The sequence below is a fragment of the Pedobacter sp. CAN_A7 genome (assembly GCF_015752175.1).
Taxonomy (GTDB): domain Bacteria; phylum Bacteroidota; class Bacteroidia; order Sphingobacteriales; family Sphingobacteriaceae; genus Pedobacter.
In genome coordinates, this window is sequence record NZ_JADOUW010000002.1 from 98,283 (window position 1) to 113,159 (window position 14,877).

Below are 14,877 nucleotides of genomic sequence, written 5' to 3' on the forward strand. Positions count from 1 at the left end.
TGGATTTAGATTTAAAAATTAACATTCATACCAACCGAGTACCGTCTTTGCCAAGGATAAGCATAGCCGTTCCCACTTCGCTCCGTATTTCTTGAAGGATCAATCACTGAATTTATATTAATGGCTTCCGGATCGTAATGTTTCTTCAGTGCAGACCATTCATAAAGATTTTCGCCGCTGACATAGAACCTTACATTAGAGAGGTGCCATTTTTTTGTCATGGATGCCGGAATGGTGTAACCAATGGTTAGGTTTTTAAATCGCATATAAGCGCCATTTAACATATAACCAGTCTGCGGAATGGCCAATCCTTTGGCATCCCCGTTGGCTGTACCCAGGTTGACATCGGCAAGCCAGGATTGAAGAATAGGATATTTGGCATTTAGATTTTGTTCAGCGAGTCCTGCGTTAAGATAAGCCTGGGAGTGCTTGGCGATATCAATCGCGCTATCCGAACCCGGACGATAGAAATCTAACAAGTGTGAATACCCTCCAGCATAAGGCTGTTGATAGAAACCCCAATAAAGGTAGTCAAGGGGATAGTAGTCACGTTTGGCCACCCCCTGGAAAAATGCTCTTACGTCAAACCCTTTCCAACTGACATTGAGGTCGAGACCTATGTTGTAACGTGGTGCCGAATTACCAATGATGGATAAGTCTTTTGCGTTATCGGCAGTCAGCCCTGCTTCAATTTTTCCATCACCGTTTTTATCAATATATGTTGGCCATCCAGGTACAATAGATAGAGCGCCCCATGGAATGATAGACGACTGATCGAGCGCATCAATTTGTTCCTGATTTTGGAACAAGCCATTGCTGGTTAATCCCCATATTTCACCAAGCTCCATGCCTTTACGATATTGTGTTAAGGTTTGATTAGGATTTTGGAAATCAGTAATCACAGAACGGCTGTCAGATAATAAAAACCGGGCGTTAAAATTTAGAGGGTCAGCACCTGTGTTAATGCTCGTTTGGTAGGCTACTGAAAGTTCCCAACCACGGTTACGCAGATCGGCAGCATTTTCACGTGGTTCTAAAGCGCCTAAAACGTCAGGAAGATCCCGTCCGTTTGCCAGCATTCCAGTGGTATTACGCTCATAGATATCCATTGTTAAGTTAAGCTTATTGTCAAATAAACCTATATCAGCACCAATGTTTGCCGTGGTAACCTTTTCCCAGGTATAGTCTGAACTAACCAATCCAGGTGTTTTAACAGCTAATGGAAGTGAACCATTGAAAAGATAATCTGATTGTACAGGCTCAAAGGTGGAAACATAACCGTAACTCGATGCCGCCTGGTTACCCAGGGAGCCGTAAGAACCACGAAGTTTGAAAGTGCTTATCACTGGCTGAAGGCCTTGCATAAAATTTTCTTTATCCAGGCGCCATGCTGCCGAAGCAGATGGGAAGAATCCCCAGCGCTTATCAGATGGGAAGCGCGAGCTTCCATCATAGCGACCATTCAGCTCCAGGATATACCGTTCGTTATAAATATAATTTACGCGATAGAAAAGTCCGCGTACTGCCCAGTCGTCAATAGCCTGGCTTGCTATAGGCACACCAGTTGCTAAACCAATGGTAGGGTATGATGCAGAAATAAGGTTAACCCGGCTTATTTCATTTTGTTCTGTTCTGAAATATTCCTGGTTGTATCCGCCTAATGCAGTAAAGTCATGCTTGTTCGATTCTTTATGAAAAGTGGCATAAGCATTAACGATCGTATAATCATTGAAATCGGACCCCTTGAAAACAGAGCTGTTACCTTCCTCCCGCACATCCTTTGGACCGAAACCAATTTTGTAGGGAAGCGTGTAATCATCACGATTACCTGCGCCGCGTCTATAGGTAAAATCGGTATTTAACTTTAACATGTTTTTAAACAAGGACACTTCACCATTAAATTGCGTTTGCAAACTAAAGTACTTGCCGGTGGCCCTGCCGCCATTGGTAAGCTGAGCAGCCGTTCGGCCCACAGCAGTATTTGCCCAGGTGCCGTCTGGATTTACGTCATAATCCGTAGGAAAGAGATTATAGATATCCGCTATCGAATACTGGCTAGGACTTTCTCTACGTGTGGTGGTTAGGTAAGTATTATTACCAAAGTTTAACCATGGCGTAACCTGGTAGTTTACTTTACTCCTGAAGCCATACCGGTTAAAGTAATCGTCGGCAATTTTAAGCACACCATTCTGCTTATTATAATTACCTGAAATGTAATACTGTGCTTTTTCTGATTTACCACTGATGGAGATGGCTTGGTCATGAGAATATGTCTGATCGCTCATAAAATAGCGGGTCCAGTCGCGGTTACCCATGTATTCCCAAAGATTCTCATCTGAGGGATTAATGCGTACCCCTGGGGTGGATGGATTATCTGAACGATCTTTAGCATATTGATAGAACTGATCGCTGTAGTTCACATTATCCCAGGGTGTGTTGTTAGTGGAGAGTTCCAGCAAACGCGAGTAAATATAAGGGTCTGTGATTTTATCGGGAATCATAGTAGGTTTGTTAAGGGAAACGAAGTTGCTGTAACTTACATTTACGCCCTGTTGGGACCCCGTTTTTGTTGTAATCAGGATCACACCAAATGCGGCTCTTGCGCCATAAATTGCCGAGGCCGAAGCGTCTTTAATGACCGAAATGGATTCAACATCTTGTGTAGCTAAACGATTTAGTTCCGAGGCATCAGAAGGTACGTTGTCTACTAAAATTAACGGGTCTCCACCATTGATGGAGGTGATCCCACGGATGTTTATATTCGCAGCCTGACCAGGTTCACCTGAACCGAAATTAATGTTAAGGTTTGGCACCAAGCCTTGTAATCCTTGCGATACGTTGGCAATAGGCCTGCTGGCTAAGGTTTTTGCACTCACCTGGTCAACAGCTCCTGATAAGTTGACTTTCTTCTGCGTACCATAGCCAACCACCACCACTTCACTGAGGGCTGCATCATCATTTTTTAGGATAACATCTATGGATTTACGGTTGCCCAAGGCGGCCTCCTGTTTGATGTACCCCACGTAAGTGAAAACTAACACCGCATCAGGGTGGGTCACATTAAAGCTGTAATTTCCATTAACATCTGTTTGTGTGCCTTGTGGTTTACCTTTCTCCTGAATAGACACGCCTATGAGCGTTTCTCCAGTATCGTCTTTTACAGTCCCCGTAACTTTTTGCTGCGCAAAAGTATCAGCCGAGTAAAGTAAAAGACAGGTTAATAACGATAAGTAAAATTTTTTCATGTCTTCATTGTTTGCAACAAAAGAAGCGTTGGCATATTAAGCACATATGAAGAGCCTATTAAATAAACTGACTATTCAGTAAATTTATATCTTAACAGCGTTTTTCTCGTAGAAGGTTTTTACTTTAGCGGAAGAATGGGAAGAAAAAGCTTAAAGGAAGATCAGCAGAAAAAGATCGTTGAAGCATTTTACAAAGTTGCTAAACATGAAGGAATTGAAAACATATCATTTGGAAGAATAGCCAAGGAATTAGATATGCATCAAAGCCTGGTTATTCATTACTTTTCGAATAAAGAAGAGCTGCTGTTAGGGCTAATTGATTTTATTATTGCTGGTTACCAGAATATCTATCTAGCAGAAGAAGGCCATGAAGATGCCATGGCAAAATTGAAAGATGTGTTAAATAATATATTTTCACGTAGATGGAACAGTTATGTAGAAGACAGTATTTTTTATAATTGCTATGCACTGATTTTTAGAAATGATGTTATTTTAAGCCGTTTCCGTGAATTACATCAGCTACTTCGGAAATGGCTAGAAAGTCTTATCCAAGCTTGTATAGACGAAAACCTGCTGGATTGTGAAAGTGCTGAAGAAGCGGCCGATATTATATTTGTGATATCCGACGGTGCGTACTATTATCTAGGGATGATCAATGATGATAAATTATACCATAAACACCTGGAAAGATATAAACGTGAAGCGTTTAAGGTATTGGGTATGTAACAATGAATATCCAGGACAAAAAATTAACTTCGCATCTGCAACTATTCAGTCAAAGCCATCATGCCATTTCTAAAAAACGGCGCTCCGCGTTTTCTTCTATTCTTATTATGCTTAATTGCAGCTTATAACCCCACATTTGGGGAGGATATTAAAAGTATAGGCGTTCCATATATTGAAAATTACACCAAAGGAACCTATCAATCTGGCAACCAGAATTGGTCTATTGCTAAAAGCAACAATGGCGTTATGCATTTTGGAAATGCGCAGGGACTATTAATATTTGATGGGAAATACTGGAAACAATATGAAATGCCTAACCGGCAAATTGTTCGGGCTGTAGCCACAGACGATTCTGGTAAAGTTTATACCGGCAGTTACGGAGATTTTGGATATTGGAGCATTAAGCATAACCGGCAATCTTATACCTCTTTAAAAGACCTCCTTCCAGGCAAAAACCCACTTAGCAGCGAAGTGTGGAAGATTTACCCTGATGGCGACCGCGTGTTATTTCAGTCCTTTTCTGATATTTATATTTATAAAGACCATAAAATTACTGTGGTTACTGCCCCTGGCTCCTACCTTTTCCTTCACCAGGTCAATAATCGTTTTATTGTAGAGGTGCTTGGAAAAGGATTGTTTGAATTAAAAGGAAATAAGTTAAGCGCATTGAAAAATGAAAGCACCCTACTTCCTGCTGACGTTTTATCCATTTTGCCATACAAAAATGGCAAACTCCTGATAGGTACCAGAAAAAACGCGTTATACCTTTATGACGGAAAAACCTATAGGCCTTTTGAAACCCCGGCAAGCCCATTTTTAAAAGCTTTTCAGCTTAATAATGGAACACGGATTTTAAATAAATACTATGCTTACGGTACCATCCTCAATGGGATTATCATTATTGATGAAAACGGACGTATTATTCAGCAGATTAATAAGTCGAGCGGCTTACAAAACAATACCATATTAAGCTTACACATAGACAAGGAGCAGAACTTATGGGCTGGCCTTGATAATGGAATCGATCGCATAGAATTGAATTCTCCGTTATATTTCTATTTTGATAAAGCAGGGCGGTTCGGTACTGTCTACTCCAGTATAATTTACAATGGTAATATCTACTTAGGCACCAACCAGGGATTGTTCTATAGCAAATGGGCTCCTGGCGCCGGCACACCATTTAATTTCCAACTGATTCCACAGTCGCAAGGACAAGTGTGGGAACTCATGGAGATCGATGGACAGCTATTTTGCGGCCATAACGAAGGAACTTTCCGGGTGGCAGATGGCAAAATGAACAAGGTTTCGGGTGCTGCTGGTGGCTGGACCTTAAAAAAACTGAAGAGCAATCCTGATTATTTAATTCAAGGCACCTATAACGGCCTCGTACTTTTCAAAAAGGATATAAATGGCGCCTGGAGGTACTTTAACAAAATTGAGAACTTTGGCGAACCTTCACGTTATGTGGAACAAGATGGTAAAGGTGACCTATGGGTAAGTCATGCCTATAAAGGTTTATACCGGTTAACCCTCAGTTCCGACCTAAAGAAAGTAATATCGACCAATTATTATGATGAACAAGATGGTTTACCCAGTGGCTACAATATTCATGTATTCCCTTTTGAAAATAAGCTGGTGTATTCTTCTGACAATGGCTTTTACCTCTATGATGAAGTAAGTAATCGATTCAATAAATATCAGGCGTTGAATAAAAAATTGGGTTCTTTTGCGAATTCAAACAAAATTATACCGGCAGGCCAACATAAGTATTGGTTCATCAATCACGGAAAAACCGGACTTGCAGACTTTAGTGTTCCCGGAGAAGCAAGGATGGAGACCAACCGTTTCAGTGTCTTAGATGGGCGAATGGTTCAGTATTACGAAAACATTAGTAAAATAAGCGAATCAATATATCTGATCAGTGTTGACGATGGTTTTGTGGTTTACAATGAAAGTCCGGTTAAAACAGCCAGCCAACAGAAACCGTTACCTGCGGTATTGGTAAGAATGGTGTACGATTTAACGGATACCGATAAAATTATCAGTGAAAATGGCAATGCTGGTGAGGCCATTACTATTCCTTACCAACGTAACAACATCCGCATTACCTATGCATTACCTTATTACAGACAGGCAGAAGTTAAATATCAGTTTAAATTAGAAGGATATTCAAAGCACTGGTCTGACTGGAGCAGTGCTTCGCAAAAGGATTTTACAAATTTGGGTTGGGGAAAATACCGTTTTCTTGTTAAAGCAAGAAGCAGTGGGCAAGTACAAAGCAAAATAACGGTTTTTGAGTTTGAGGTACTTCCACCGTTTTACGCCACTAAACTTGCCTTTGTATTATACGTATTCATGTTGCTTGGTTTACTATTCCTGTTTAAAAAGCTTTACGAGCGAAAATTGTTAAAGGACAAACTGCGGATTACGGAGAAACTTCAGCTGGAAAAAGAGGAAATTTTAAAGCGCGAAGCTGACATTAATGAGAAACAAATTGCCAGACTAGAACGTGAAAAACTACAGGCAGAACTTTCCAGTAAGAATCGTGAAATTGCCAATTCTGCCATGAGTTTAGTTTATAAAAATGAGTTGCTTCAAAAATTAAGTCAGGAAATTTCAAAGCTTAAAGACGGTGATGGAAAGACAATTACTGAAGACCAGCAACGCAAAATACAGCACATCATTACCGAAGGTATGAACGATGAGCGAGACTGGGTTTTATTCGAGAATAGTTTTAATGATGCACATGAAAGTTTCTTTAAAAAACTAAAAGCAAAACACCCGGACCTGGTACCAAATGATTTAAAATTATGTGCGTTTCTGCACATGAACATGAGTAGTAAGGAAATGGCATCTTTGCTTAATATTTCTTTACGAGGTGTTGAAATCAGACGCTACAGGCTTCGAAAAAAGCTAAATATCCCACATGACATGAACCTCACAGAGTTCTTAATGAGCCTTTAATACTACATCATTACTACACAAGTGCTAAAATTTTCTACACAAAACGTAAAAACTATTGTTATCCTCTACAAGATAATTGATCCTAATTAGCTATAACACTGACCTTTTGCCACCTTATTATTTTAATTAAGGCTATTGTATGATCTACACACTCAGGTATTGACGTATTGATGTATAGGTGAATTTTTTGCTATCCTAATTTATGTACCTGAGATTTATTGAATTAATAATTTCAAATATAAACTAGTATGAAAAGAATCTTTACAAGAATTTCTGTTCTGGTATTTCTTGGTTTACTCTTTATTAGCAATGCTTTTGCGCAGAATGTAACGATCACTGGTACCGTTACTGATGCTGCAGATCAAACTACAATTCCGTCAGTTAGCATTTTGGTAAAAGGTACAACTACAGGAACACAAACAGACGCAAATGGAAGGTATTCCATTAATGCACCAGCCAATAGCACTTTGATATTTGCCTATATCGGTTATAGCAATATGGAAGTTCCGGTAAACAACAGAACGACAATCAACACTGCTTTACAAAGTGCTACACAAACCCTAGAACAGGTTGTGGTAGTCGGTTACGGCACACAACGAAAAATTGATGTGACCGGGTCCGTTAGTACAGTGAAAGGTGAAGACATTTCTAAGCAAGCTTCTGTAAACCCCGTAAGTTCTTTACAGGGTAAAGTTGCCGGGGTATCAATTACAAATAATGGTGCACCGGGCTCATCACCTAAAATTACTATTCGTGGTACAGGTACTATTTATGGTAATACCGGCGTGTTATATGTTGTTGATGGCGTTTGGTATGATGACATCAGCTTCTTAAACCCTGCAGACATTGCAAACATCAGTATTTTAAAAGATGCGTCAAGTCAGTCGATCTATGGTATACGTGCTGCAAATGGTGTAGTTTTAGTAACCACGGTTCGCGGTAAAAAAGGCGATGCGACCATAAATTACAATGGCTATGTTGGCCTTCAAAAAGTAACCAATGCTGTAGAAATGGCCAATGCCACAGAATATGCTACCGCAGTGAATGAGCTATATAACCTGGTTGGTTCTGAGCCATTATTTGCTAACACCAACTTAGGTGAAGGTACTGATTGGTATGATGTTGCGCTTAGAGACGCCATGGTGACCAATCATCAGCTATCTGTTAACGGTGGGTCTGAAAAATCTACCTATAACCTAAGTCTGGGGTACCTCAATCAAGATGGGATTATCGTAAATAACAACTATAAACGATATACAGCACGCTTATCAAGCGATTTCCAAATCTTTGAGCCCTTAAAAGTTGGTTATAACATTACAGGTACATCTAGTTCTTCAGACAATGCGCCTGGATCAATTTATCATGATTTGTATGCTGCATCGCCAGTAGTCCCAATATTTAAAGCTGATGGCTCCTATGGTGATCCGAATGAATTTAATTTAGGTAATGGTAGTAACGTTAACCCACAGGCTACTTTAGACTTCTTTAATAATACATCAACGAAATACCGTGTTACCGGTAATGTATTCGCAGAACTAAAATTCGCGAAGAAGTTTACGTTTAAAACAAGTTTTGGTGGTGATTTTGGCCAGGATGAAGTAAGATCGTATACCCCTAAATATTTTGCTACCCCTACACAAAATGCAAATGTTAGTGTGTTAGGTGTTAATCGTGTAGAAAGCAGGAATTGGATTATTGAAAATACACTGACTTACGACAACAAGTGGGAAGATCATAACCTGACCGTTTTATTAGGACAAACTGCCCAACGTTTTAAAACTTATAATTTAAATGCTTCGGCGCAAAACGTTCCTTTTAACAGTGACGCTGATTTATATTTAAGCCTTGGCGATGCAGCCAGCAGAGTGATCAATGATTCTGGTTCTTTGAATACCGCAGCTTCGTATTTTGCAAGGGCTAATTACTCCTTCAAAAATAGATACCTGTTAAATGCATCTATCAGAGCCGATGGTGCCTCTCAATTTTTTGGTGGTGACGATTTATGGGGTTATTTTCCATCAATCGGTGCAGGCTGGGTGATTTCCAATGAGGACTTCATGAAGGATCAAAACATATTTTCAAACTTGAAACTACGTGCAAGTTGGGGTAAGGTAGGTAACGCAGGTGTACCAATTAACCCGACAACTTTAACTGTTTCTCAGGTTCCACAGCTGATTGCGTTTTATAACGGTATTGCTAATACAGGCGCAAGCATCAGAACAATCGTTCCACCAGCCTTGTTTTGGGAACGTAGCGCAGGTACGGATATCGGTTTAGAAATGGGCTTTTTAGAAAACCGCCTGAGTGTTGAATTAGATTATTACAACAAAACCACGGAGCAGGCTATTTTCGATATCCCAATCTTAGGATCGTTAGGTACGTCAAACAGCAGATTGATTGGTAACCAGGCAGATTTCCGTAACCGTGGATTTGAGGTAAGTGCTACCTGGGCTGATAAAACAGAAGGTGACTTTACCTACTCGGTTACTGGTAACATAGGTATCAATAACAATAAAGTGTTAAATGTAACTTCAGGTGCTAACCCAATCTATGCGGGTGGAGCAGGCCTGGTAAGTGGGGCTTTATCGACAAGAACTGTAGCTGGAAGTCCAATTGGAGAATTTTTTGGCTATGAAGTAGGGGGCATCTTTCAAACCAATGAAGAAGCAGCAGCTTCCGCACAAGGAGGTACTACTGCAGGTGATTTCAGGTACATTGACCAAAATGGAGATGGCTTGATTGATGGAAAAGACCGTATTGCTTTAGGTAATCCAAACCCTAAATACAATTATGGTATCAACACCAATTTTGCTTACAAAAACTTTGACTTAACCGTAGACATTCAAGGTGTTGCCGGTGTTGACGTGTATAACGCCAACTTAGGTTTTCGCTTTGGTAACGAAAACTTCACCAAGGAGTTTTACGACAACCGTTGGACCGGTCCGGGATCAACAAATACCTATCCATCTGCAAAAATCGGTGGAGCGACGAACTACCTTCCGAATTCATTCTTCGTAGAAAGTGGTGCTTATATCAGATTGAGAAATATCCAATTAGGCTATTCATTACCAACTGAATTGGTTAGCAAATGGAAAATGAGAAAACTTAGGGTTTTCGCTAATGCGCAAAACGCATTGAACTTTTTCGGCTATCGTGGCTTTAGTCCTGAAGTTGGTGGTTCACCAACCAATGCAGGTGTTGATGCAAATGTATATCCGCTTTTTGCGACATACAACCTTGGTTTAAATGTTACCTTTTAATTGATTAGACTATGAAAACCTTTAATAATACGATTATTATAAAAAGCCTTGGTGTAGCCCTGCTCTCTACGGTCTTGCTGGTTTCCTCCTGCAAGAAAAGTTTTCTGGACGTTGATCCGCAAGGGCAACAGCCAGCACTGGAGTTTTGGAAAACACAGGATGATGCCACTAAAGCCGTTAATGCCATTTATGCAAACCTACGCACCTGGGAAAACGTTGCTTTCCCGGCATTAGTTATAGAGAGCGTTGGCGCTGATGAAGCAGATAAAGGCAGTACACCCAATGACGCCACTTTCTGGTTGTTATATGATACCTACACGGTAACCTCTACTGAAGGATCCTTACAAAGTTTCTGGACTGGACAATACCAGAACATTAATCTCTGTAACCAGGTATTAGATAATATTCCAACCATAACCATGGACGAAACCCTGAAAGCAAGATACATTGCAGAAGCTAAATTCGTTCGTGCCTATGCTTACTTCAGGTTGGTTAGGGCTTATGGTGATGTACCATTACGTTTGTCAGTACCAAAAGATGCGAGTGAATATAACATTCCACGCGCCCCTAAAGAACAGGTTTGGGCACAGATTGAACAAGATTTAACGGATGCAGCAGCTGTTTTGCCGGTTACCTATGGCGCAACAGACCTTGGTCGCGCTACTAAAGGTGCTGCGCTTGGCTTACACGCTAAAGTGGCCTTATATCAGAAAAAATGGAGTGATGTGGTTACACTAAGCAATCAGGTGATTGGTTCGGGCTACAATTTATTCCCTGATTTTGAAAGATTGTTCCGTACAAATAATGAAAACAGCAGTGAGTCGGTGTTTGAAATTCAAGCCGAACTTGTTCCTGGTAATAATGATGCTTCAAATTCTCAGTACAGTCAGGTGCAGGGCGTTGCCGGTGTAACTGGCGGTGGATGGGGCTTTAATGTACCTTCAGCTGCATTAGCTGCTGCTTTTGAACCAAATGATCCAAGGAGAGACGGCACCATTATTTTCAGGGGAGAAACAACACCGTCAGGTGATGTCATTCCTACAGCTGGTCCTAACCCAATGTACAACCAAAAGTCGTATGTGCCTTTTAGCCAATATGTTTCTGGTTTTAATGAGGGTTCACAACAAAACATTCGTGTGTTGCGCTTTGCAGACATTCTGTTAATGAACGCAGAAGCAGCAAATGAGCTGGGAGATGCCAGTCAGGCATTGACTTCACTAAACAGGGTAAGGGCCAGAGCACGTGGCACCAATCCATTAACCGTATTGCCTCCGGTAACAACTACTGACCAGGCTTCACTAAGAGCTGCCATTTACAAAGAAAGACAAGTGGAGCTTGCGATGGAAAGCGATCGTTATTTCGATGTGATCCGCCAGGGAAGAGGTACAGAGGTTTTTGGTCCTAAAGGATGGAAAGCCAATAAAAATGAGGTTTGGCCAGTTCCTCAAACAGAAATAGACTTGAGTGGCGGATTGCTCACTCAAAATACAGGTTACTAATTATCACTATAATCAATGAATTCAAGAGGTTGCCGGTTATCCGGCAGCCTCTTTCAAAAAAGAGACTATGTTAAAATTTAAGCGATGCCGATTGACGATGTTTAGCCTAGCGCTGCTATTTATTAGTGGAAGCATACAAGAGGTAACAGCACAACAAAAAAACGTCAACCACATTAAGCCTGATCTTAAAATCAGAAAGAATCTAACTGATGATCAGCTCCTGGATCTTGTACAAAAACAAACTTTCCGTTACTTCTGGGATTATGCCCATCCGGTAAGTGGTATGGCCAGGGAACGCAGTAACAAGTCCTTTGATTATGGTGATGAAGTGGTAACCACAGGTGGTACCGGTTTTGGTGTCATGGCTACCATTGTGGCTTCGGAACGTAAATTTATTACCCGTGAGCAGGCCGCAGCACATACCAAGAAAATTGTTGATTTTCTTTGGAAAGCAGACATGTTCCACGGCGCTTTTCCACATTGGTTAAATGGAGAAACCGGAAAAGTAATCCGTTTTAGTCTTAAAGATGATGGTGCCGATATTGTAGAGACCTCTTTATTGTTTCAAGGCTTATTAGCCGCAAAGCAATATTACAATGCAGATAATCCGACTGAACAGGCCATTAGAAATAAGATTACCTGGATGTGGGAAAACATTGAATGGGACTGGTTTACACAAAATCAGGATGTTTTATACTGGCACTGGAGCCCTAATAATGGTTGGGCACAGAATCATCCTATCAAAGGCTGGAATGAATGTTTAATCACCTATGTACTTGCCGCCGCCTCACCTCGTTATTCCATCAATAAAAGTGTGTATGATAACGGTTGGGCCAACACCAGCACCTTTTTTAATGGTAAAAAATATTTTGACATTACCCTTCCCCTTGGCTTCGACTATGGTGGACCGCTTTTCTTTTCACATTATTCCTTCATGGGGCTTGATCCAAGGGGTTTAACAGATGGCAGAGCAGATTACTTCGAACAAAATAAAGCACATACTTTGATCAACCGTGCCTATGTAATAGATAATCCTAAAAAATACAAAGGTTACAGTGAAAAAAGCTGGGGACTGACTGCCAGTGATAGCTGGCAAGGTTACGCCGCCCACTCGCCCACCGAAGATCTCGGTGTGATCACGCCTACTGCAGCTTTATCGTCATTTCCTTATACACCTGAATTTTCTATGCAGGCTTTAAGGCATTTCTATGAAGATAAAGGTGAAATCCTTTGGAAGGAATATGGTTTTGCTGATGCTTTTAGCGAACACCATAACTGGGTAGCAAAATCTCATCTGGCGATTGACCAGGGGCCAATTATCGTCATGATTGAAAATTACCGCAGCGGCCTGATCTGGAATTTATTTATGAGTAACCCCGATGTACAAAATGGTTTAACTAAACTGGGCTTCAAAAGTCCGGCATTAAAAAAATAAACATGATCAGAAAAGTATCATTTGCCTTGATTCTTATGCTGCTTTCTTTCCATGCATATAGTCAGAAAAAGCAGCTGACCTATTGTAATCCGATAAACCTGGATTATGGGTATACCCCTATTCCTAATTTTGCGGAGCAAGGCAGGCACCGTGCAACGGCCGACCCCGTAATAGTCAACTACAAAGGTGATTATTATCTGTTTTCTACTAACCAATGGGGTTACTGGTGGAGCAGCGACCTTGCCGACTGGAAGTTTGTTTCTAAATCTTTTTTAAGACCGGAACACAAGGTTTATGATGACCTGTGTGCACCTTCAGTCTGGATTCAGGGTGATACCATGTTAGTTTTTGGATCTACTTATGCAAGAAACTTCCCAATCTGGATGAGTACCAATCCAAAAGGAAATGAATGGAAAGAAGTGGTTTCCAATTTCGATATTGGTGGTTGGGATCCTGCACATTTTGTTGATGACGATGGGCGCCTGTATATGTACAATGGCAGCAGTAATGTTTATCCCTTATATGGGGTTGAATTAAACGCAAAGACTTTTGACCCGATAGGAACAAGGAAAGAATTGTTGCTGTTGAAGCCGGAACGTTATGGCTGGCAGCGCTTTGGCGAACACCTGGATAACACCTTCCTGGACCCTTTTATGGAAGGGGCCTGGGTTACCAAACATAACAACAACTATTACCTGCAATATGGAGCTCCGGCGACCGAATTTAGTGGTTATGCTGATGGTGTGGCGGTGGGCAAAACACCCTTAGGGCCATTTGAGCACCAGTCGCTCCCCCTATCCTGGAAAGCAGGAGGATTTGCAAGAGGTGCAGGCCATGGCGCCACTTTCCAGGATAACTGGAAGAATTACTGGCATGTATCTACTGTGGTACTTTCCGTAAAAAACAATTTTGAACGCAGAATTGGCATCTGGCCAACAGGCTTTGATCAGGACAATGTGATGTACACCAATACCGCATTTGGCGATTACCCACATTACCTGCCCACCGAAAGCACCGACCATTTAAAAAGTAAATATACGGGCTGGATGCTGCTGAATTACAATAAGCCCGTACAGGTATCGAGTACTTTAGGCGGCTACCAGGCAAATAATGCAGTGGATGAAAGCATCAGAACTTACTGGAGTGCGGCTTCAGCAAAAGCAGGCGAATGGATACAAACGGACCTTGGAATGTTATCAACGGTACATGCGGTTCAAATTAACTATGCTGATCAGGACGCAACGTTTTTAGGAAAACAACAAGGCATTTATCATCAATACCAATTGATGTATAGCGCTGATGGGAAGAACTGGAAGATGCTTGCCGACAAAAGCAACAACAAAACAGATGTACCACATGATTACGTTGAGCTTGACCAACCAGTAAAAGCCCGATATATTAAACTCATCAACCAGCATATGCCAACTGGAAAGTTTGCCATTAGCGGCTTGCGGGTGTTTGGTAAAGCTAGCATAGCCAAACCAACAGCGGTGAAGGATTTCCTTGTCCTACGGACTGAAGGTGATAAGCGCAGCGCCTGGATCAGGTGGCGCACAAATAATGACGCCTATGCTTATAACATATACATCGGTACCTCACCAGATAAACTGTATAACTGCATCATGATTTATGGTGCGAACGAATACTGGTATAAAGGCATGGATAAAGAAAAGCCTTATTATTTCAGGATTGAAGCACTCAACGAAAACGGGCGTTCCACCCTATCGGACATTATTAAAGCAGAATAA

At 41.2% G+C, this 14,877-nt stretch carries 7 protein-coding genes; 6 read left to right on the top strand and 1 reads right to left on the bottom strand.

Features of this window, described 5'->3' with window-relative positions:
- Window positions 1–11 precede the first annotated feature (11 nt).
- A complete protein-coding gene (locus IWX76_RS06610) occupies window positions 12–3,245 on the bottom strand; it encodes a SusC/RagA family TonB-linked outer membrane protein (RefSeq protein ID WP_196859126.1) in 3,234 nt (1,077 codons plus the stop codon).
- Between the two features lie 135 nt (window positions 3,246–3,380).
- On the opposite strand from IWX76_RS06610, the gene IWX76_RS06615 reads away from it, so the two are divergent.
- The 6 genes from IWX76_RS06615 (at window position 3,381) to IWX76_RS06640 (ending at window position 14,877) form a co-directional block, all read left to right on the top strand.
- Window positions 3,381–3,971 (top strand): TetR family transcriptional regulator, encoded by a 591-nt coding sequence (locus IWX76_RS06615; protein WP_196859127.1) that lies wholly within the window; start codon window positions 3,381–3,383, stop codon window positions 3,969–3,971.
- A 60-nt stretch (window positions 3,972–4,031) separates the two neighbouring features.
- On the top strand, window positions 4,032–6,935 hold the full coding sequence (locus IWX76_RS06620; protein WP_196859128.1) for a ligand-binding sensor domain-containing protein: 2,904 nt from the start codon (window positions 4,032–4,034) through the stop codon (window positions 6,933–6,935).
- A 248-nt stretch (window positions 6,936–7,183) separates the two neighbouring features.
- Window positions 7,184–10,195, top strand: coding sequence for a SusC/RagA family TonB-linked outer membrane protein (locus tag IWX76_RS06625; protein ID WP_196859129.1), 3,012 nt, complete (start codon window positions 7,184–7,186; stop codon window positions 10,193–10,195).
- Between the two features lie 11 nt (window positions 10,196–10,206).
- On the top strand, window positions 10,207–11,694 hold the full coding sequence (locus IWX76_RS06630; RefSeq protein WP_196859130.1) for a RagB/SusD family nutrient uptake outer membrane protein: 1,488 nt from the start codon (window positions 10,207–10,209) through the stop codon (window positions 11,692–11,694).
- Between the two features lie 67 nt (window positions 11,695–11,761).
- Window positions 11,762–13,129, top strand: coding sequence for a glucoamylase family protein (locus IWX76_RS06635; protein ID WP_334641402.1), 1,368 nt, complete (start codon window positions 11,762–11,764; stop codon window positions 13,127–13,129).
- Window positions 13,130–13,131: 2 nt separating this feature from the next.
- Window positions 13,132–14,877, top strand: a complete 1,746-nt coding sequence (locus IWX76_RS06640; protein ID WP_196859131.1) for a family 43 glycosylhydrolase — start codon at window positions 13,132–13,134, stop codon at window positions 14,875–14,877.

Excerpts from the sequence above, each read along its gene's own strand:
- IWX76_RS06610 (WP_196859126.1), bottom strand. The coding sequence starts at position 3,245 with ATGAAAAAATTTTACTTATCGTTATTAACCTGTCTTTTACTTTACTCG.
- IWX76_RS06615 (WP_196859127.1), top strand. The coding sequence starts at position 3,381 with ATGGGAAGAAAAAGCTTAAAGGAAGATCAGCAGAAAAAGATCGTTGAA.
- IWX76_RS06620 (WP_196859128.1), top strand. The coding sequence starts at position 4,032 with ATGCCATTTCTAAAAAACGGCGCTCCGCGTTTTCTTCTATTCTTATTA.
- IWX76_RS06625 (WP_196859129.1), top strand. The coding sequence starts at position 7,184 with ATGAAAAGAATCTTTACAAGAATTTCTGTTCTGGTATTTCTTGGTTTA.
- IWX76_RS06630 (WP_196859130.1), top strand. The coding sequence starts at position 10,207 with ATGAAAACCTTTAATAATACGATTATTATAAAAAGCCTTGGTGTAGCC.
- IWX76_RS06635 (WP_334641402.1), top strand. The coding sequence starts at position 11,762 with ATGTTAAAATTTAAGCGATGCCGATTGACGATGTTTAGCCTAGCGCTG.
- IWX76_RS06640 (WP_196859131.1), top strand. The coding sequence starts at position 13,132 with ATGATCAGAAAAGTATCATTTGCCTTGATTCTTATGCTGCTTTCTTTC.